Genomic DNA, 20,317 nt, shown 5'->3' with positions numbered 1-20,317 from the left:
TATGCATCATATGGATTCATTAAAGAAAAACTTATCTGTTATTGATAGTGTGGTACCTCGTGGAAGTCGTATAGTCTATTTGGATATTCCTTTGCATTTGAATGTAGGTGATCTGCTTATATACAAGGGGACAGAGCAATTTTTTAAGGAGCGAGAATATAAAGTTTTAGCAAGGCGTACAGACAGGACCAGTTTGAAGTTTGTGCAAAATACTAAGCATCTCCCCTCTGATGTCATTATTTTGTTACATGGTGGAGGTAATTTTGGTGATTTATATCCTCATCATCAAATCCTAAGAGAAACTGTTGTTCAAAAGTTTCCAAACAATAAAATTGTTTATATGCCGCAGACAGTACATTTTAAAAGTGCTGAAAAAATGGAGCATTCTGCGAGCATCATCAGACAGCATAAGAATTTGACAATCTTTTGCCGTGATACGAGAAGTCATCAGATTTTGCGCGAAAATTTTTGTGATAATGTTATTATGTGTCCAGATATGGCTCATTCTCTTTGGGGAGTGTTCCCGACACAGAAGAAAAATGATATTAAACGTGATACTCTTTGGATGATCAGAAAAGACATTGAGGAGACCAATGTCGGTACTCTTTCTGGTATTCCTGACCCCTCTAAGTATGAGGATTGGGAAGATATTTGTACCGATAAGGACCGAGCTTATATGAACTTGTTGTTTAAATTTGAACGCATCAATAACTTGCTTGGAAGTAACATTATTCCGACAGTTAATATGTGGGCAAAACATACTGACAAACTTGTTGATAGAGTTAATAATTACTTTATGGCACATGAGCAGGTCGTAACATCTCGTATGCATGGGCATATATTATGCTGTTTGCTCTCGGTCAAAACTAAATTATTGGATAATTCGTACGGGAAGAATTCAACATACTTCGATGCATGGACGAAAGGTGTTCCAAATTGCGAGTTGGTAAAGATATGAATAAAAAGACAGACAGAACCATATCTGTAATTATTCCTGTTTATAATGTTAGTCAGTATGTATTGCAAGCGGTTAATTCAGTTTTAGAGCAAACTTTTCAGGCATTCGAAGTCATTATTGTCAATGATGGCTCAACAGATAATTCTGGAGAGTTACTTGAGCAACATTATAGTAAGATATCTAATGTAACTATTATTCATACTGAGAATCAAGGCCTGGGGGAGGCTCGTAATGTTGGCACCAGAGCAGCTACTGGCGACTACATTTATTATTTCGATTCCGATGATGTATTAGAAAGAAATCTTCTTGAGGATTTTAATACTTCGTTGGATAAATACGGGGATGTAGATATTTTCGCATTCTCTGCAGAATCATTTGTCGATGATATTAATGTTTCTGATAGTAAGCCAAAAAAACTCCCCCAGTATTGGCGCAATGAAAATGTTCTTTATCCTAACGGTATTTCCGCCTATACAGGTCTCTCCAAGAATGGTGCTTTTTTCCCAAATGCTTGGATCTATATTTATAAAAGAGAATTACAAGTTAGTAATCAACTTTATTTTAAGCCTATTATCCATGAAGATGAGGAATTCACTCCACGGCTATTCTTTGTCGCAGGTAAAACCGTAGTTACGGACCGAGTCTATTTTCGGCGTAGGATGAGACTTGGTTCAATTATGCATACAAAGCGTACTGAAAAAAATGCTATTGGCTATTTAGAAAGTATTCACGCTCTTGAGTCACTGGTGGGCAAAGCTGACGGAGTTGCCTCGAATTATCTTCGTGCCAGGATAGTAAGTCATCTAATTAGTATTCAGATGATAAAGATGAATAATTCGTTAGTTTTTTCTCAGTCAGTAGAGGCTGAGTTCGAGCGTCTTTACCAAACTTATTACAACTTTTTTTTGATGTTGGCCAAAAAAAATCTCTTTGCTTACAAAATTTGCCGATACTTTGTTCGACGCTTAGGATACAAAGCGCTGCTTTAAAGTTACCCTACAAGATGGTGTGTCACATATTCGCTGATAATGTGTTTTTATCTGGAGTGAATATTGAGAATGCACTGATTGGCCATTCTTCAATAAATCTATAAGCTAGCAGTATATGTTTTTACTTCACCGAGGTTGAGTTTTACTACTGGGTTAAATAGTAATGATTCTTTCTTTTGTATCACTTTTTACTGCGCATGATTTATCTATGATGGTTTTAATTAAGTGACTACTGACTAGAAAGAACCCCCGTGTCTCAGCTATATTTTTAATCTTTTTAAAACGAGAGAATATATGAAGATCCTTGTTACCGGTGGCGCTGGTTTTATCGGTTCTGCTGTTGTTCGTCATATCATTGAAAATACCCGGGATGAAGTCCTTGTCATGGACTGCCTGACCTACGCCGGTAACCTCGAGTCTCTGGCGCCGGTGGCTGGCAACGAACGCTACTCTTTCACCCAGACCGATATTACTGATTCGGCTGCTGTTACGGCGCAGTTTAATGCCTTCCAGCCGGACATCGTGATGCACCTGGCGGCCGAAAGCCACGTCGACCGCTCTATTGATGGACCGGCCGCGTTTATCCAGACCAACCTGATCGGTACTTTCACACTGCTCGAAGCCGCCCGTCAGCATTATATGTCGCTTTCTGATGAGCAGAAGCAGGCTTTCCGCTTCCATCACATTTCCACCGACGAAGTGTATGGCGATCTGCATGGCACCGATGATCTGTTCACCGAAACGACTCCTTACGCGCCAAGCAGCCCGTATTCCGCCTCCAAGGCCGGCAGCGACCATCTGGTCCGCGCCTGGAACCGTACCTATGGCCTGCCGGTGGTGGTGACCAACTGCTCCAATAACTACGGTCCGTACCACTTCCCGGAAAAACTGATCCCCCTGACCATCCTCAACGCCCTGGCGGGTAAACCGCTGCCGGTTTACGGCAACGGCGAGCAGATCCGCGACTGGTTGTATGTTGAGGACCATGCGCGCGCGCTCTATAAAGTGGCGACAGAAGGGCGGAGTGGTGAAACTTACAATATTGGCGGCCACAACGAACGTAAGAATATCGATGTTGTCCGCACTATCTGCGCCATTCTGGACCGCGTGGTGACGGAGAAACCCGGCAATATTAATCAGTTTGCTGACCTTATCACGTTCGTTACCGACCGTCCGGGACATGACCTGCGCTATGCCATTGATGCGGCGAAAATACAACGCGATCTGGGATGGGTGCCGGAAGAGACCTTTGAAAGCGGGATTGAGAAAACGGTCCACTGGTATCTGAACAACCAGACCTGGTGGCAGCGTGTGCTGGATGGCTCCTATGCCGGCGAACGTCTTGGGCTGAATAAATAAACAAGGAACTGAAAATGAAAGGTATTGTTCTGGCCGGAGGCTCCGGTACCCGTCTTTATCCAATCACGCAGGGTGTCTCCAAACAGCTGTTGCCAATTTACGATAAGCCGATGATTTTCTATCCGGTGTCGGTGCTGATGCTGGCGGGGATCCGCGATATCCTGATTATTACCACGCCGGACGATATGCCGGCATTCCAGCGTCTGCTGGGTGACGGTTCACAGTTCGGGGTGAACTTCAGCTATGCTATCCAGCCGTCGCCGGATGGTCTGGCGCAGGCCTTTATCATTGGCGAGAAGTTTATCGGCAATGATGCCTGTGCGTTAGTGCTGGGTGACAATATCTATTTTGGCCAGAGCTTCGGTAAGAAGCTGGAAGCGGCGGCGGCGAAGACGTCGGGAGCGACGGTCTTCGGGTACCAAGTACTGGATCCGGAACGTTTTGGGGTGGTGGAGTTTGACGAGAACTTCAGGGCATTGTCGATCGAAGAGAAGCCGCTGAAGCCGAAATCCGACTGGGCGGTGACCGGGCTCTATTTTTACGACAACAACGTGGTGGAAATGGCCAAAGAGGTTCGCCCGTCCGAGCGTGGTGAACTGGAGATCACCACCCTGAACCAGATGTATCTGGAGCGCGGGGATTTGCAGGTGGAGCTGCTGGGCCGGGGATTTGCCTGGCTCGACACGGGGACGCATGACAGTCTGATTGAAGCTTCACAGTTTATTCATACCATTGAGAAGCGCCAGGGGATGAAAGTGGCCTGCCTGGAAGAGATTGCATACCGGAATAAATGGCTGTCGGCGGAAGGTGTGGCTACGCAGGCCGAGCGGCTCAAGAAGACGGAATATGGCGCCTATCTGAAGCGTTTGCTGAGCGAGAGCTAAACCCGGCTGGCCTCAAAAGGAAGAAAACAAGATGAAGATTTTACTGATTGGCAAAAACGGCCAGGTGGGGTGGGAGCTACAACGTTCGCTGTCCACTCTCGGTGAGGTGGTCGCGGTGGACTACTTTGATAAAGAACTGTGCGGCGACCTGACGAATCTCGAAGGTATCGCTGAGACCGTGCGTACCGTCCGCCCAGACGTAGTGGTGAATGCCGCCGCGCATACGGCTGTGGACAAGGCAGAAAGTGAGCGTGAGCTTTCGGATCTCCTGAATGAGAAAGGAGTGGCGGTTCTGGCTGAAGAATCGGCTAAGCTGGGTGCTCTGATGGTGCATTACTCCACTGATTACGTCTTTAATGGCGAAGGCAGTCACTATCGCCTGGAGGATGAGCCGACGGGGCCGCTGAATGTCTACGGCGAAACCAAGCGAGCGGGTGAAATTGCGCTTGAGAAAGCTAATCCCCGTCATCTGATTTTCCGTACCAGTTGGGTGTATGCCACCCGCGGCGCCAATTTTGCCAAGACCATGCTCCGCCTGGCAGGGGAGAAAGAGACTCTCTCCATCATTGACGACCAGCACGGGGCACCCACCGGGGCAGAATTGCTGGCAGACTGTACAGCGATAGCCATCCGCGAAGAAATGCGTAATAAGTCGGTAGCCGGAACTTATCACCTGGTGGCCAGCGGTGAAACCAGCTGGCGTGACTACGCATGTTTTGTTTTTGATGTGGCGAGGAAGCATGGCGCAGAGTTAGCTATCCAGGAAGTGAAGGGCATTCCGACAACCGCTTATCCGACACCGGCAAAACGGCCTTTAAATTCACGATTGTCGAATGAGAAATTCCAGCAGGTGTTTGGTGTGAGGCTCCCGGACTGGCGTCAGGGTGTTGAGCGTGTAGTGACCGAAGTGTTGGGTAAGTAAGCGAGTAAAAGATGAATATTATTAAGACCGACATTCCTGACGTACTGATTTTTGAACCGCGGGTCTTTGGCGATGCGCGAGGATATTTTTTTGAAAGCTTCAGCAGTAAGGTTTTTGATGAAGCTGTCGGACGTAAAGTCGAGTTCGTGCAGGACAATCACTCCCAGTCGCAGAAAGGGGTGTTACGTGGCCTGCATTACCAGCTGGATCCGCATGCGCAGGGCAAACTGGTGCGTTGTGTTGAAGGTGAGGTGTTTGACGTGGCGGTAGATATTCGCCGCAGTTCGCCGACCTTTGGTAAATGGGTCGGGGTGGTGCTCAGCGCAGAAAACAAACGCCAGTTGTGGATCCCGGAAGGCTTTGCGCATGGCTTTATGGCGTTGAGCGATACCGTGCAGTTTGTCTACAAAGCGACAAACTACTATGCGCCGCAGTCAGAGCGGAGCATTATCTGGAACGATCCCGAGATTGGAATTCAGTGGCCAGAATTGTCGAATGGGGTTCCTTCTCTGTCAGAAAAGGATCTACAGGCATTTACCTTGTCAACTGCAGAAGTGTATAAGTAGTCATTTTGTCATTAAAAGGCCCTTTTCAGGGCCTTTTAATTAATCAATGAAATTTAAATGCGGTAAATTGCTCTGCTTGACATCGTTCGCTCCAGGGAGTACAACCGCTTAAATTATTGATTTAATTTTTAGCCTTTACGGCATCATCCCGTTAACTGATTAAAGTGTAATCGAATGAAAATTACTATTTCCGGTACAGGATATGTAGGATTATCCAATGGGGTACTGATCGCTCAACACCACGAAGTGGTTGCGTTAGATATCGTACAAGCTAAAGTTGATATGCTTAACCAGAAGATCTCTCCGATTGTTGATAAAGAAATCCAAGAGTATCTTACAGATAAACCACTTAACTTCCGTGCCACTACGGATAAGCATGATGCATATCGTGATGCTGATTATGTCATTATCGCTACCCCGACTGACTATGATCCAAAAACTAATTATTTCAATACGTCTACTGTCGAAGCCGTAATTCGCGATGTCACTGAAATCAATCCTCAAGCGGTAATGATTATAAAGTCAACAATACCTGTTGGTTTTACTCGCGACATCAAGGAGCGTTTTGGTATCGACAACGTCATTTTTTCTCCGGAGTTTTTACGGGAGGGGAGGGCTCTATATGACAACCTGCATCCGTCGCGCATTGTTATCGGTGAGCGCTCTGCACGGGCCGAGCGTTTCGCTGAACTCTTAAAAGAAGGGGCGATCAAGCAGGAAATTCCTACTCTGTTCACCGACTCCACGGAAGCGGAAGCGATCAAGCTGTTCGCTAATACCTACCTGGCGCTGCGGGTGGCCTATTTCAATGAGCTGGACAGCTATGCTGAAAGTCAGGGGCTGAATAGCAAACAGATCATTGAAGGGGTTTGCTTGGATCCACGTATCGGTAACCACTACAACAATCCGTCTTTTGGCTATGGCGGTTACTGTTTACCGAAAGATACCAAGCAACTGCTGGCGAACTATGAGTCCGTACCGAACAATATTATTTCTGCTATTGTCGATGCCAACCGAACTCGTAAAGATTTCATTGCTGATTCTATTCTGTCACGCAAACCAAAAGTGGTTGGTGTATACCGCTTAATTATGAAGAGTGGTTCTGATAACTTCCGGGCATCTTCCATTCAGGGAATCATGAAACGAATTAAAGCGAAAGGAATCCCTGTTATTATCTACGAACCTGTAATGAAGGAAGATGATTTCTTTAACTCGCGGGTAGTTCGCGATTTGAATGCTTTCAAACAAGAAGCTGACGTTATCATCTCTAACCGGATGGCAGATGAGTTAGCGGATGTACAAGACAAAGTGTATACACGTGATCTCTTTGGTAATGACTGATTAACTCCCCTTAAAATGGCAGAACGCCAAATGATACAATTTAGCGTTCTGCCATCACATCTTTATGACCCTTCCCGTGTCCTCTTAATTAAATTCTGAACTGTATACAGAAAAGAGCTGTACTGATTTATCTCTTTGAATAAATAACTGGTAATTGGTTGAACTTGCACCTGTTCTTGCAAGAAATATCATCAGGTGCATTCCAGATTAATTATTCAGGTCAAATATTGAAAGTGTAATTATTTTTTCCTGGTAAAAGTAAGTATGTTTGTTCTTCTATCTTTAATATAAGAAATTAGATAAAAGATAGCGACAGCTAAGAGTATGGCAGTGATAACTAAGAAAAATAAATTTCCCATAAGCTCCACCAGATGTGAATGTTAATATGCATCATTATGGTGAACATAATGAACGATTGCACTTCGTATTCCTGTCATCAACAATATACTCTGATTTTTTTTGGGGGGCTATAAGCGAATAGTTGTTATTATAATGGCGAGATATTCTTTTCAGTGGCGATCCGATAGCATTATCTGTGATGCTCTGACTATAAAATAGATAATAATCAACATGTTTGCTATTTGGGTGGAGTTTAATTACAAAGAAGGACTATGAAGACCAAATGAATATAATATGAATTATAGTTATGTAACAAAGCCGCTATTTTTATAAAGCGGCTCTGTTATAGGGCGGTCATCAGGACTTATAGTACGCTTTATACCACTCCACGAAGTTCTTCACTCCTTGCTTGACCGGAGTTTGCGGTCTGAAACCAACAAGGTTATACAGCGGTCGGGTTTCAGCACTTGTCTCCAGAACATCACCAGGCTGCATCGGCATCATGTTTTTCTTCGCTTCCATCCCCATAGCTTCTTCAAGAGCGGTGATGTAGTCCATTAGTTCAACCGGTGAGCTATTGCCAATGTTATATACCCGATACGGAGCGGAACTGGTTGCTGGTGAACCGGCTTCAACAGTCCATTCCGGATCCGGTTGTGGAATAGTCTCCTGAACACGAACAACTGCTTCGACAATATCATCAATATAAGTGAAGTCACGTTTCATCTTACCGTAGTTGTATACGTCGATACTTTTACCTTCGAGCATGGCTTTCGTAAATTTGAAAAGTGCCATATCCGGACGTCCCCATGGACCGTAGACGGTAAAGAAACGCAGGCCAGTCGTCGGGATGCCATAAAGATGTGCATAGGTATGCGCCATCAACTCGTTGGCTTTTTTGGTTGCTGCATAAAGAGATACCGGATGATCTACCGAATCATCGGTTGAAAATGGCATCTTACGGTTTAAGCCATAAACCGAACTGGATGAGGCATAGACTAAATGTTGAACGTTAGTATGACGACAGCCTTCGAGGATATTCAAAAAACCCATCAGGTTGGCATCGGCATAGGCGTGTGGGTTTTCCAGCGAATAACGCACACCTGCTTGCGCTGCAAGGTGTATGACGCGGTCAAACTTTTCATCAGCAAAAAGTTTTTCCATCCCTACACGGTCGGCAATATCCAGCCTGGAGAAGCTGAATAATGGGGAGTCCAGAAGTTCCAGACGAGCTTGCTTCAGGTTTACATCGTAGTAGTCATTCATGTTGTCGATGCCGACTACGGTATGGCCAGCTGCAAGAAGGCGTTGGCTGACATGGAAACCGATGAAGCCTGCAGCTCCAGTGACCAAAAATTTCATTCTTTCCTCCGGGATTGTGTTCCCCGCTTTACATAAATGTCGATTTTACACTGGCTTGCTATTTGGATCATCCGCTTTGCTTTCGTGAAGGGGGCGGGGAACATAGCGATCTGCCTGCTATGATGTTAAATTAATTTATAAATAGAAATGAAAATTACTATCGTTTTTTTATTAAGTGTTTGTTTATAAAGGTTTTGTTTTTCTCTGGCGATGTGGGTGATTTTTTATGTCGGGCATTAATTATGTCACGCTATCAAATAGTGTGAATTCCTGGATGATTACTCTACCGAATTAAATTTTCGACTTTATAAATGTTAGTAATCTATCATTTGTAAATCAGAATATTATTAACCATATGATTATAAAGGAGAAAAAATATAATTTTTTTTGGTCGATATTACGGCGACATGCATTTTCATTTTTATTCTTGGTGAGCGGGGTTATAATACTAGGTCGTTTAGCTTATCATGCTCGGTGTAGATGATCTTTTTATTCAACGTTTTGAAATGTATGAAAAAATGAGTAACAATTCAGTGTCCTTGAGTTGTTACTATCCGAGCTAGATCTCACGGTTTCATAATGAGACGTTGATTGAGAAAGTCCTGATAGTAAAAATGGGGTGAAAACTGGACAGTAGCGTGGCCCAAGGACAATAAAAGTGGCCCCTTAATTCGCCTTCCGCCGTTTCTGCTGTGGGTTGGGGGATGAAAGGCGCTCGGTCACACATGCTATCTGTTTGGCGTTCTGAGTATTAGTTGACCAGATATCATCCGAACACAACAAAATAAATCATGACGCATTTTGGTTGCGACAGCCAATGGCGGTAGCGTGCCTGTCATTTATTATGATGGCGCCGGGGAATGTGTTTAACTAATTGAAAATTGAGATAAAGCATGAAGATCCTTGTTACCGGTGGCGCTGGTTTTATCGGTTCTGCTGTTGTTCGTCATATCATTGAAAATACCCGGGATGAAGTCCTTGTCATGGACTGCCTGACCTATGCCGGTAACCTCGAGTCTCTGGCGCCGGTAGCCGGCAACGAACGCTACTCTTTCACCCAGACCGATATTACTGACTCGGCTGCTGTTACGGCGCAGTTCAATGCCTTCCAGCCGGATATCGTGATGCACCTGGCGGCCGAAAGCCACGTCGACCGCTCTATTGATGGCCCGGCCGCGTTTATCCAGACCAACCTGATCGGTACTTTCACACTGCTCGAAGCCGCCCGCCAGCATTATATGTCGCTTTCTGATGAGCAGAAGCAGGCTTTCCGCTTCCATCACATTTCCACCGACGAAGTGTATGGCGATTTGCATGGCACCGATGATCTGTTCACCGAAACGACTCCTTACGCGCCAAGCAGTCCGTATTCCGCCTCCAAGGCCGACAGCGACCATCTGGTCCGCGCCTGGAACCGTACCTATGGCCTGCCGGTGGTGGTGACTAACTGCTCCAATAACTACGGTCCGTACCACTTCCCGGAAAAACTGATCCCCCTGACCATCCTCAACGCCCTGGCGGGTAAACCGCTGCCGGTTTACGGCAACGGCGAGCAGATCCGCGACTGGTTGTATGTTGAGGACCATGCGCGCGCGCTCTATAAAGTGGCGACAGAAGGGCGGAGTGGCGAAACTTACAATATTGGCGGCCACAACGAACGTAAGAATATCGATGTTGTCCGCACTATCTGCGCCATTCTGGACCGCGTGGTGACAGAGAAACCCGGCAATATTAATCATTTTGCTGACCTTATCACGTTCGTTACCGACCGTCCGGGACATGACCTGCGCTATGCCATTGATGCGGCGAAAATACAACGCGATCTGGGATGGGTGCCGGAAGAGACCTTTGAAAGCGGGATTGAGAAAACGGTCCACTGGTATCTGAACAACCAGACCTGGTGGCAGCGCGTGCTGGATGGCTCCTATGCCGGCGAACGTCTTGGGCTGAATAAATAAACAAGGAACTGAAAATGAAAGGTATTGTTCTGGCCGGAGGCTCCGGTACCCGTCTTTATCCAATCACGCAGGGTGTTTCCAAACAGCTGTTGCCGATTTACGATAAGCCGATGATTTTCTATCCGGTGTCGGTGCTGATGCTGGCGGGGATCCGCGATATCCTGATTATTACCACGCCGGACGATATGCCGGCATTCCAGCGGCTGCTGGGAGACGGTTCCCGGTTTGGCGTTAACTTCAGCTATGCCATCCAGCCGTCACCGGATGGTCTGGCGCAGGCCTTCATTATTGGTGAGAAGTTTATCGGCAATGATGCCTGTGCGTTAGTGCTGGGTGACAATATCTATTTCGGCCAGAGTTTCGGTAAGAAGCTGGAAGCGGCGGCGGCGAAGACGTCGGGAGCGACGGTCTTTGGGTACCAGGTACTGGATCCGGAACGTTTTGGGGTGGTGGAGTTTGATGAAAACTTCAGGGCGTTGTCGATCGAAGAGAAGCCGCTGAAGCCGAAATCCGACTGGGCGGTGACCGGGCTCTATTTTTACGACAACAACGTGGTGGAGATGGCCAAAGAGGTTCGCCCGTCCGAGCGTGGTGAACTGGAGATCACCACCCTGAACCAGATGTATCTGGAGCGCGGGGATTTGCAGGTCGAACTTTTGGGGCGTGGATTTGCCTGGCTCGACACGGGTACGCATGACAGTCTGATCGAAGCTTCACAGTTTATTCATACCATTGAGAAGCGCCAGGGGATGAAAGTGGCCTGCCTGGAAGAGATTGCATACCGGAATAAATGGCTGTCGGCGGAAGGCGTGGCTACACAGGCCGAGCGGCTCAAGAAGACGGAATATGGCGCCTATCTTAAGCGTTTGCTGAATGGAGATTAATACTTCTCCATCAATAAGTTAATACAGATAATTAACATATTACATTTGTTATCAATAGATGTTTTTCTCTGTCAACTAAAAAGATATGAGAAGCATCACCAACTGGCAGTACCTGGCAAATGTTTTCTGTTTCTGGCATTGCGTTATGCATTGTACCGAAGAATCTACTACTTAAGAGTCATGGGTGAAATTAATTACCGTCGTTGTTATGGCGGCAAGAAGATTCAATGTGATTAGTTTACGAGAGAAATCATGAGTGCGATTAAAATATTATCTATTTTCGGAACCCGACCTGAAGCAATTAAAATGGCCCCGGTAGTTGAGAATCTTAAAGGCGATAACCGATTCGAAAGCAAGGTATGTGTTACCGCGCAGCATCGCGAGATGCTCGATCAGGTCCTGCAGTTATTCAATATTACTCCTGATTATGACCTTAATATTATGAAATCAGGTCAGGATCTCACTGATATAACATCTTCTATTCTTTTAGGGTTGCGCTCAGTTCTTCAGGAATTTAAACCTGATTATGTTTTGGTTCATGGTGACACAGCCACTACCTTGTCTGCAACTCTTGCAAGCTATTATCAGCAAATCAAAGTCGGACATGTTGAAGCTGGTTTAAGAACCAATGATATTTATTCTCCATGGCCAGAAGAGGGTAACAGAAAGTTAACTGGCGCACTGGCTAACTTGCATTTTGCACCTACGTCGACTTCCGCTGACAACTTACGTCGGGAGAATGTGCCACAGGAGCGCATTATTATTACTGGTAATACGGTGATTGATGCTCTTCTTATGGTTAAAGATAAGTTAGCGCAAGATCCTGTTCTGGCAGGTGAGTTAAAGGCCAAGTTTGATTTTATTGATGATGACCGTAAAATTGTATTAATTACCGGACATCGTCGTGAAAGTTTTGGCGGTGGCTTTGAAAGAATCTGTAATGCGGTTCTAAAATTAGCTAAAACATTCCCGGATGTCGATTTCGTCTATCCTGTACACTTAAATCCTAACGTCCGTGGCGTGGTAAACTCCGTACTGCGTGGACAGGATAATATTTATCTCATTGAACCACTTGATTACCTCCCCTTCGTCTTCTTGATGAATGCATCAAGCATTATTCTGACTGATTCCGGCGGTATCCAGGAAGAAGCCCCATCACTCGGCAAGCCTGTCCTGGTAATGCGTGATACAACAGAAAGACCGGAAGCGGTTGATGCGGGTACCGTGAAACTGGTGGGTACCGATGAGAAGTGTATATTTGATGCCGTTGCCGAACTTTTGACGAATAAATCTGAGTATGAAGCAATGAGCTTTGCACACAATCCGTATGGAGATGGCAAAGCATCATCGCGAATTGCTGATGCTATAGCTCATTCTCTTAACGTTTAATCGCAGGAATGATAGTTCAGGTAACTGATTAGATATTAAGATAGCGTACCTGAAGTAGATTTTTGGATATTAACACCCCCTTTACGTACATCCTGCATGTTAAGCCGGTACATAGAGGGGGGATTTTTTGCCCTTCTGCAAATATCAACATCTTCAAAATACATAAAATATCTGGTATAGAATAGATTAATAGTGAAGGTATTTTATTCATACACTTCGACAGTATCTCGAATATCCCTGGATATGATTAGCCATGCCGATCGATTATCCGGGATTGGTTCTTGTCAGGTGAAAGACCTGCTAAGATCGAGACATTATTGTCATGTTTTATGTTTGTGTTGGAAAAATTAGTAAGGTGCTATGTGAATATACTAGCTTCACTTGTTCTTTATAAGCATTCTCTTCAAGAAATTGAGCTTACACTCAATTCATTATTGAATGAAAAGAGTATCAGTAAACTTGTTATTGTAGATAATGGCTCTTTTTGTCATTGGTTGAATGATTATAAGCATGATAAAGTTGATGTAATAAAGCTCTCTAATAATCAGGGTTTTGGCGCAGGGCATAACAAGGTTTTTGAAACCTATAAAAACCAATGTGACTATTTTTTGATCTGCAATCCTGATATTTATTATGCACAAGGTGAAGTCGATAAGTTCTTTGCTTTTTGTAAGGAAAGATCTGTAGATCTTTCTGTGCCAAAGATTACATATCCAAATGGTGCATTGCAGTACGCGACTAAATTACTACCTGCGCCATTCCAGCTTTTTGGAAGACGTTTTCTTTCGTCATTTTTCCCTGATATCAACAATGATTATGAGCTTCGTCATGCCAATTTTAATACGGCATTCTACGCGCCATCAATGTCAGGTTGTTTTATGTTGGTGAGCAATAACGCCATTCGACAAGTTCAGGGATTTGATCTTCGCTTCTTTATGTATTTAGAAGATGTTGATTTCTCGCGACGTATCAGCGCGGGTAATTTTAATGTTGTGTATTGTCCGGATTCCACCGTCGTTCATTTATCACAAAGAAAGTCCTACCACAGCCTAAAATTTCTTTTTTATCATATGAGTTCAGCGATAAAATATTTCAATAAGTGGGGATGGTTTTTTGATAAAGGACGTCGGCAACTTAACAAACGTTGTCTGTCATCACTGCCCACAAAATCTGAATAGGTATTTACTTGATATAATAAAAGGGCAGGTTTTGTCACCAAATCTGCCCTTTTATGTTTATGGCCAAGGGGGATGTATTACTTATGTCTCGCCCTTAAATTATCAATCACTTCCCCTAAATTCAGCCCCTGGTCCTGCAGCAGCACCAGCAGGTGATACATCAGATCCGACGCTTCATTCTTCAATTCAAACTTGTCATTTACCGTCGCGGCCAGCGCGGTCTCCACGCCTTCTTCCCCAACTTTCTGCGCAATACGTTTGGTGCCGCTGGCATACAGTTTCGCAGTGTAGGAACTTTCCGGGTCAGCATGTTTGCGCTCGGCCAGCAGTTGTTCCAGTTGATAGAGGAACAGCCACTGGTGTCCGGTTTCTCCAAAGCAGCTTGACGTCCCTTTGTGGCAGGTTGGGCCTATCGGGTTGACCAACACTAACAAGGTATCGTTATCGCAATCCGGGGTGATGCTGACCACATTAAGAAAGTTGCCGGAGGTTTCACCCTTTGTCCACAGGCGCTGTTTGGTGCGCGAGTAGAAGGTCACTTTGCCGCTTTCTTGCGTTTTCGCCAGCGCGTCCTCATTCATATATCCCAGCATTAACACTTCGCCAGATTCAGCGTGCTGTATGATGGCCGGCATCATGCCGTCGGTTTTTTGCCAATCCAGCTGTTCACTCAACATACCCTGATCTCCACGCCCTGGGCTGCCAGGAACGTTTTTAATTCGCCAATATTAATAATCTGTTTATGGAACACGGAAGCGGCGAGGGCGCCGTCGACGTTGGCGTCGCGGAAGGCCTCAAGGAAGTGCTCCATGGTTCCGGCGCCGCCGGAGGCAATCAACGGAACGTTACACACTTCACGGACCTTTCTGAGCTGTTCCAGATCATAACCGTTGCGCACACCGTCCTGGTTCATCATGTTGAGGACGATTTCTCCCGCTCCGCGCTTTTGTACTTCCTGCACCCAATCCAGCGTCTCCCATTGGGTGACGCGAGTCCGGCTCTCATCGCCGGTGTACTGATTAACGTGATATTTACCGGTTTGTTCATCAAACCAGGTATCGATACCTACCACGATGCACTGCACGCCAAAGCGATCGGCGAGACGGGTGATTAACGTCGGATCCGCAAGCGCAGGCGAGTTAATTGAAATTTTGTCGGCGCCGAAGGAGAGGATCTGTGCCGCGTCTTCCAGCGACTTAATTCCACCCGCGACGCAGAATGGAATATCAATCACTTCCGCCACGCGCGAAACCCAACTTTTATCGACTACCCGGCCATCGCTGGAGGCGGTGATATCGTAGAACACCAGTTCATCCGCGCCTTCATCGGCATAGCGTTTTGCCAGCGGCACAATATCACCGATAATTTCGTGATTGCGGAACTGTACGCCTTTCACTACCTGGCCGTCGCGGACGTCAAGGCAGGGGATTATCCGTTTTGCCAGCATTGGATAGCCTCCGTTACGTTGAATTTACCTTCCAGCAGCGCGCGGCCGACGATCACGCCGCGAACGCCGGTTCCGCGCAGCGCGGCGATATCGTTGAGACCGCCGATCCCGCCGGAAGACTGGAACGCCACCTGCGGATAACGCGCGCAGACTTCTTCATACAGTGAGACGTTGGAACCCGTGAGAGTGCCATCGCGGGAGATATCGGTACACAGCACATGTTGCAAGCCGACCGGCAGATAGCTTTCCACCAGCTCTTCCAGAGTGACGCCAGAGTTTTCCTGCCAGCCGCTCACCGCCACCTGTTTATTGCCATCGGCATCAATGCGTACGTCCAGCGCCAGTACCAGATGTTCGGGGCCAAAGCGTTTAAACCAGGCTTTGACCACCTCCGGCGATTTTACCGCCGTTGAACCGACCACCACGCGCGCCACGCCGGCGTCAAGCAGTGCGGCAACGTCTTCTTCCGTACGTACGCCGCCGCCGACTTGTACCGGTACCGTAACGCCGGCGACTAAGGTCTTAAGCAGCGGAATCTGGCGTTTTGCCGGATCTTTTGCTCCGGTCAGATCGACCAGGTGCAATACTTCCGCGCCCTGGTCTGCATAGGATTGCAGGCGTGGTAACGGATCGTTGCCATAGTCGCGTTGCTGGCCGTAGTCGCCCTGATGCAGGCGCACCACGGTACCGTCAATTAAATCTAAAGCTGGAATGATCATTACATCTCCAGGAAATTTTTCAGCAGCTGCGCACCGGCGCTACCTGAGCGCTCAGGGTGGAACTGTACGCCAAAGAAGTTATCTTTCTGTACCGCCGCGGTGAAGGCCTCGCCGTAGTTGCATTGCGCGATAGTGTACGGGTTGACCGGCATGGCGTAGCTATGGACGAAATAGAAATAAGCGCCTTCTTCAATGCCGCGGAACAGGCGATCGCCGGCTTTGGCATACACCCGGTTCCATCCCATATGCGGCAGTGGCAGTCCGTGATCGGTCATTTTCGGCACCTCTTCATCAATAATGCCCAGCAGCTCGACGCCGTTTGTCTCTTCGCTACGGCTCCCGAGTAACTGCATGCCAAGACAGATCCCCAGCACCGGCTGGGTACAAGCTTTAATAAGATCAATGAGCTCACGTTCGCGCAGCTGATCCATCGCAGCCTGCGCGGTGCCGACGCCGGGCAGAAAAAGTTTATCGGCGCGTAGAACAACATCCGGCTCGCGGCTGACCACTGGCTCATAGCCGTGGCGGCTCACCGCAGATTTCACCGAGTTGAGGTTGGCGCACCCGGTATCGAGGATCACCACGTTCATCACAATACCCCTTTTGACGATGGCAACGTGTCGCCCTGGACCCGAATGGCCTGGCGCAGCGTACGACCGAAGGCTTTGAACAGGCTCTCGACGCGGTGATGATCGTTTTTACCTTTGGTTTTCAGGTGCAGCGTCACCGCCATGGTATAGGAGAGCGAGCGGAAGAAGTGTTCGACCATCTCGGTGCTCAGGTCGCCAACGCGCTGATAGGTGAAGTCAGCTTTATATTCGAGGTGCGGACGGCCAGAGATATCCAGCGCGCAGCGCGCCAGGCACTCATCCATCGGCAGCACAAAGCCAAAGCGGTTAATGCCGCGCTTATCACCTAGCGCCAGCTTCAACGCTTCGCCTAACGCCAGGCCGGTATCTTCTACGGTGTGGTGATCGTCGATGTAAAGATCGCCGCCGACGTTAATTTCCAGGCGAAAGCCGCCGTGGGTGGCAATCTGATCGAGCATGTGATCGAAGAAACCAACGCCGGTGTGGATCTTGCTGCTGCCTTCACGGTCCAGCCAGACTTTAACGTCAACCTGGGTCTCTTTGGTGATGCGCTCAACGTGAGCATAGCGGTCGCGACGGGTCAGCTGTTCGCATATGGCCGGCCAGTTCAGCGTTTCACTGTTATAGCGCAGGCCGGTGATACCCATGTTATCCGCCAACTCGATATCGGTGGCGCGGTCGCCGATGACGTAACTGTGGGCTTTATCCATCACGCCGTCTTCCAGCCACGGCAATACCATCTGGGTCTTCGGCTTGCGGCAGTCACAGTTATCACCAGGCATGTGCGGGCAGATCAGGACGGATTCAAAGTTAACGCCCTGCGAGGAGAAGACCTGCATCATCAGGTTGTGCGGGCCGTCGAATTCCTCCTGCGGCAGGCTTTCGGTACCAAGGCCGTCCTGGTTGGTGATCATCACCAGCTTGTAACCTTCCTGCTGCAGCTTAAGCAGCGCCGGGATCACCTGCGGCTCGAAGGCCAGTTTTTCAAACCGGTCTACCTGAAAATCAACTGGCGGTTCAGAGATAAGCGTACCGTCACGGTCAATAAAGAGAAACTTCTGGGTCATACATTCTCCGCAGTCAAAGCGTCAATCACGCGCTGGCTCTCTGCACGGGTACCGATAGTGATACGCAAACAGCCGCTTAATGAGGGTTGTTTATTTTGGTCACGTAAGATAATGCCCTGATCCCACAAAGATTTAAACACCGCGCTGGAGGCGGTTATCCGCGCCAGCAGGTAGTTGGTCTCGGAATCGAACACCTGTTCGACGCAGGCGATCTCGCGCAGCGCATCGACCAGGTATGCGCGTTCATCCAGGATCTGCGCCACGCGTGCGCGCATAGCGGCAATTCCTGCCGGGCTCAACGCCTGGGCGGCGATATCGGCGACCGGCGTCGAGAGCGGATAAGGTGCGATGACTTTTAGCAGTACATTAATTACCTCTGCGTTAGCCAGCGTAAAACCGCAGCGCAACCCCGCCAGCGCAAAGGCTTTCGATAAGGTGCGCAGGATAACCAGGTGCGGGTATTCATTTAGCCAACCAGCGAGCGACGCCTGCGGGCAGAACTCAATATAGGCTTCATCCGCTACCACGATCGCTTTACCGCGCGTCATTTCCAGCAGGGCGCGGAAATCTTGCGGGTTGATAATCTGCCCGGTCGGATTATTTGGGCTGCAGACAAACACCACTTTCACGCCGGTGAGATTCGCTTCGATACCCGGTAAATCGAGCTGCCAGTCGGCGAGCGTCGGCACCGTGCGGCACTCAACGCCGATAGTTTCGGCGCTGACGCTATACATACCGTAGGTAGGCGGGCAATAAAGGACCGCGTCCTCGCCGGGTTCGCAAAAAGCGCGGATCAATAACTCGATACCTTCGTCAGCCCCACGGCTCACCAGTACCTGCTCTGGTGTTACGCCAGCATAGTGCGCGTAGTTTTCGATAACCGCTTTCGGCTGCGGCTCCGGATAGCGGTTCAGCGTCTGTTCGGTTAGCTGGAATTCCACGGCCGTGGGGAATTCGTTGGCGTTCAACCACACGTCGCCTTTTCCCCCAAGACGGCGGGCGGATTGATACGGCGTCAGCGCGCGGATATTGGCGCGGGCTAAGTCTTCAATGCTCATGCTTGCTCCTTAAGGGCGGCTACGCGTAGCGTCACGGCGTTTTTGTGGGCGGTCAGCAGTTCGGCTGCGGCCAGGATCTCGATAGTTGGGGCGAGGGCGGCGAAGCCTTCACGCGTCAGCTCCTGTACGGTCATGCGCTTTTGGAAATCCGCCAGACCGAGGCTGGAACAGGTGGCAGTGTAGCCGTAGGTCGGCAGCACGTGGTTGGTGCCGGAGGCGTAATCACCTGCCGATTCTGGCGACCAGTCGCCGAGGAATACCGAACCAGCGCTGGTAATGCCGTCAACCAGTTCACGGGCGTTGCGGGTCTGGATAATCAGGTGCTCCGGTCCGTACTGATTTGAGATCTCTACACATTGCGCGAGATCGCGAGCGACAATGATACGGCTGGCGGAAAGCGCTTCACGCGCGGTTTCGGCACGCGGCAGGGCCGCTAGCTGACGTTCAACCGCAGCGGCGACCCGGGAGCCCATGTCGGCGTCGGGGGTCAGCAGGATAACCTGGGAATCCGGGCCATGTTCCGCCTGGGAGAGTAAATCGGAGGCGACGAAATCCGGCGTCGCGCCGCCGTCGGCAATCACCAGTACTTCAGACGGGCCGGCAGGCATGTCGATAGCCGCGCCGTCAAGGCGCTGGCTGACCTGGCGCTTGGCCTCGGTGACGAAGGCGTTGCCAGGGCCAAAGATTTTAGCGACTTTCGCCACCGATTCGGTGCCGAAGGCCATTGCCGCGATAGCCTGCGCGCCGCCGACGTTAAAGATATTACGCACGCCGCACAGCTGCGCCGCATAAAGAATTTCATCGGCAATCGGCGGCGGCGAACACAACACCACTTCCTGACAGCCGGCAATGCGTGCTGGCGTTGCCAGCATCAGCACCGTTGAAAACAGCGGCGCCGAGCCGCCCGGAATATATAAGCCGACGGAGGCGATAGGGCGGGTAAGCTGCTGGCAGCGTACGCCGGGCTGGGTTTCAACATCGACAACCTGCAACTGCTGCGCGTTGTGAAAGGTCTCGATATTGTTGACCGCTACCGCCATCGCTTGTTTGAGTTCGTCGCTGAGACGCGCGCCGGCAGCGGCAATTTCTTCGTCAGATACTTTCAGCGCCGTGACGGTGGTTTTATCGAATTTGGCGCTATATTCGCGTAAAGCGGCATCGCCATTCTCTTTAACGTTAGCGAGGATCCCGGCTACCGTTTTGCTGATGCTCTCGGAAGCTGAAATCGCCGGGCGCATTAAGAGTTGTTGCTGTTGTGCGGCGCTGCAGCTATTCCAGTCGATAATGGTATTGAAGCTCATGGTCAT

General features: G+C 48.5%; 20 protein-coding genes. 11 read left to right on the top strand and 9 right to left on the bottom strand.

The annotated features are described in order from the left end of the window. Window positions 1-10: 10 nt before the first annotated feature. From EAE_RS23700 to ugd, 7 genes are all read left to right on the top strand, one after another. Window positions 11-958, top strand: a complete 948-nt coding sequence (locus tag EAE_RS23700) for a polysaccharide pyruvyl transferase family protein (RefSeq protein ID WP_015706046.1) — start codon at window positions 11-13, stop codon at window positions 956-958. Then, window positions 955-1,947 carry a glycosyltransferase gene (locus EAE_RS23695; RefSeq protein WP_047079379.1) on the top strand — a complete coding sequence of 331 codons (993 nt, stop codon included), beginning with the start codon at window positions 955-957 and terminating at the stop codon, window positions 1,945-1,947. The genes EAE_RS23700 and EAE_RS23695 overlap by 4 nt, the downstream gene beginning before the upstream one ends. Before the next feature lie 294 nt (window positions 1,948-2,241). Beyond that, window positions 2,242-3,306, top strand: coding sequence for a dTDP-glucose 4,6-dehydratase (gene rfbB / locus EAE_RS23690; protein ID WP_015706044.1), 1,065 nt, complete (start codon window positions 2,242-2,244; stop codon window positions 3,304-3,306). 14 nt (window positions 3,307-3,320) lie between these two features. Then, entirely contained in the window at window positions 3,321-4,190 is an 870-nt protein-coding gene (rfbA, locus tag EAE_RS23685) for a glucose-1-phosphate thymidylyltransferase RfbA (RefSeq protein ID WP_015706043.1), read from the top strand. 31 nt (window positions 4,191-4,221) lie between these two features. Next, window positions 4,222-5,112 (top strand): dTDP-4-dehydrorhamnose reductase, encoded by an 891-nt coding sequence (gene rfbD / locus EAE_RS23680; protein WP_015706042.1) that lies wholly within the window; start codon window positions 4,222-4,224, stop codon window positions 5,110-5,112. A gap of 11 nt (window positions 5,113-5,123) precedes the next feature. Then, window positions 5,124-5,678, top strand: coding sequence for a dTDP-4-dehydrorhamnose 3,5-epimerase (rfbC, locus tag EAE_RS23675; protein WP_015706041.1), 555 nt, complete (start codon window positions 5,124-5,126; stop codon window positions 5,676-5,678). Between the two features lie 174 nt (window positions 5,679-5,852). Beyond that, window positions 5,853-7,019 carry a UDP-glucose 6-dehydrogenase gene (gene ugd / locus EAE_RS23670; protein WP_015706040.1) on the top strand — a complete coding sequence of 389 codons (1,167 nt, stop codon included), beginning with the start codon at window positions 5,853-5,855 and terminating at the stop codon, window positions 7,017-7,019. A gap of 239 nt (window positions 7,020-7,258) precedes the next feature. Here ugd and EAE_RS23665 read toward each other — a convergent pair whose 3' ends face one another. Both EAE_RS23665 and EAE_RS23660 read right to left on the bottom strand, forming a co-directional pair. Beyond that, on the bottom strand, window positions 7,259-7,378 hold the full coding sequence (locus tag EAE_RS23665) for a small membrane protein (protein ID WP_141108162.1): 120 nt from the start codon (window positions 7,376-7,378) through the stop codon (window positions 7,259-7,261). Window positions 7,379-7,715: 337 nt separating this feature from the next. After that, a complete protein-coding gene (locus EAE_RS23660) occupies window positions 7,716-8,720 on the bottom strand; it encodes an NAD-dependent epimerase (protein WP_015706039.1) in 1,005 nt (334 codons plus the stop codon). Between the two features lie 893 nt (window positions 8,721-9,613). On the opposite strand from EAE_RS23660, the gene rfbB (EAE_RS23655) reads away from it, so the two are divergent. The 4 genes from rfbB (EAE_RS23655) to EAE_RS23640 all read left to right on the top strand — a co-directional run bounded on the left by rfbB (EAE_RS23655) (window position 9,614) and on the right by EAE_RS23640 (window position 14,129). Further along, a complete protein-coding gene (gene rfbB, locus EAE_RS23655) occupies window positions 9,614-10,678 on the top strand; it encodes a dTDP-glucose 4,6-dehydratase (protein ID WP_015706037.1) in 1,065 nt (354 codons plus the stop codon). 14 nt (window positions 10,679-10,692) lie between these two features. Next, window positions 10,693-11,562, top strand: coding sequence for a glucose-1-phosphate thymidylyltransferase RfbA (gene rfbA / locus EAE_RS23650; protein ID WP_015706036.1), 870 nt, complete (start codon window positions 10,693-10,695; stop codon window positions 11,560-11,562). A 261-nt stretch (window positions 11,563-11,823) separates the two neighbouring features. Beyond that, window positions 11,824-12,951 (top strand): non-hydrolyzing UDP-N-acetylglucosamine 2-epimerase, encoded by a 1,128-nt coding sequence (wecB, locus tag EAE_RS23645; protein ID WP_276525170.1) that lies wholly within the window; start codon window positions 11,824-11,826, stop codon window positions 12,949-12,951. Between the two features lie 362 nt (window positions 12,952-13,313). Next, window positions 13,314-14,129: a glycosyltransferase gene (locus tag EAE_RS23640; protein WP_015706034.1), complete on the top strand. Its 816-nt coding sequence runs from the start codon at window positions 13,314-13,316 to the stop codon at window positions 14,127-14,129. Window positions 14,130-14,206: 77 nt separating this feature from the next. On the opposite strand, the gene hisIE is transcribed toward EAE_RS23640, so the two are convergent. From hisIE to hisD, 7 genes are read right to left on the bottom strand one after another with little or no spacing between them, the layout of a single operon-like run. Beyond that, complete coding sequence (gene hisIE, locus EAE_RS23635) at window positions 14,207-14,806, bottom strand: bifunctional phosphoribosyl-AMP cyclohydrolase/phosphoribosyl-ATP diphosphatase HisIE (RefSeq protein WP_015706033.1); 600 nt, start codon at window positions 14,804-14,806, stop codon at window positions 14,207-14,209. Further along, complete coding sequence (gene hisF, locus EAE_RS23630; protein ID WP_015706032.1) at window positions 14,800-15,576, bottom strand: imidazole glycerol phosphate synthase subunit HisF; 777 nt, start codon at window positions 15,574-15,576, stop codon at window positions 14,800-14,802. The genes hisIE and hisF overlap by 7 nt, the downstream gene beginning before the upstream one ends. After that, a complete protein-coding gene (hisA, locus tag EAE_RS23625) occupies window positions 15,558-16,295 on the bottom strand; it encodes a 1-(5-phosphoribosyl)-5-[(5-phosphoribosylamino)methylideneamino]imidazole-4-carboxamide isomerase (RefSeq protein WP_015706031.1) in 738 nt (245 codons plus the stop codon). The genes hisF and hisA overlap by 19 nt, the downstream gene beginning before the upstream one ends. Next, window positions 16,295-16,885, bottom strand: coding sequence for an imidazole glycerol phosphate synthase subunit HisH (gene hisH / locus EAE_RS23620; protein WP_015365820.1), 591 nt, complete (start codon window positions 16,883-16,885; stop codon window positions 16,295-16,297). Before hisH ends, hisA begins: the two co-directional genes overlap by 1 nt. Then, window positions 16,885-17,952: a bifunctional histidinol-phosphatase/imidazoleglycerol-phosphate dehydratase HisB gene (gene hisB / locus EAE_RS23615; RefSeq protein ID WP_015706030.1), complete on the bottom strand. Its 1,068-nt coding sequence runs from the start codon at window positions 17,950-17,952 to the stop codon at window positions 16,885-16,887. The genes hisH and hisB overlap by 1 nt, the downstream gene beginning before the upstream one ends. Further along, window positions 17,949-19,010: a histidinol-phosphate transaminase gene (hisC, locus tag EAE_RS23610; protein ID WP_015706029.1), complete on the bottom strand. Its 1,062-nt coding sequence runs from the start codon at window positions 19,008-19,010 to the stop codon at window positions 17,949-17,951. Before hisC ends, hisB begins: the two co-directional genes overlap by 4 nt. Next, window positions 19,007-20,311, bottom strand: a complete 1,305-nt coding sequence (gene hisD, locus EAE_RS23605) for a histidinol dehydrogenase (protein WP_015706028.1) — start codon at window positions 20,309-20,311, stop codon at window positions 19,007-19,009. Before hisD ends, hisC begins: the two co-directional genes overlap by 4 nt. Window positions 20,312-20,317 lie beyond the last annotated feature (6 nt).

It is taken from the genome of Klebsiella aerogenes KCTC 2190, from assembly GCF_000215745.1.
Lineage (GTDB): Bacteria > Pseudomonadota > Gammaproteobacteria > Enterobacterales > Enterobacteriaceae > Klebsiella > Klebsiella aerogenes.
The sequence above is the reverse complement of the archived record's forward strand: the minus strand, read 5'-3'. Positions and strand labels throughout refer to the sequence as shown.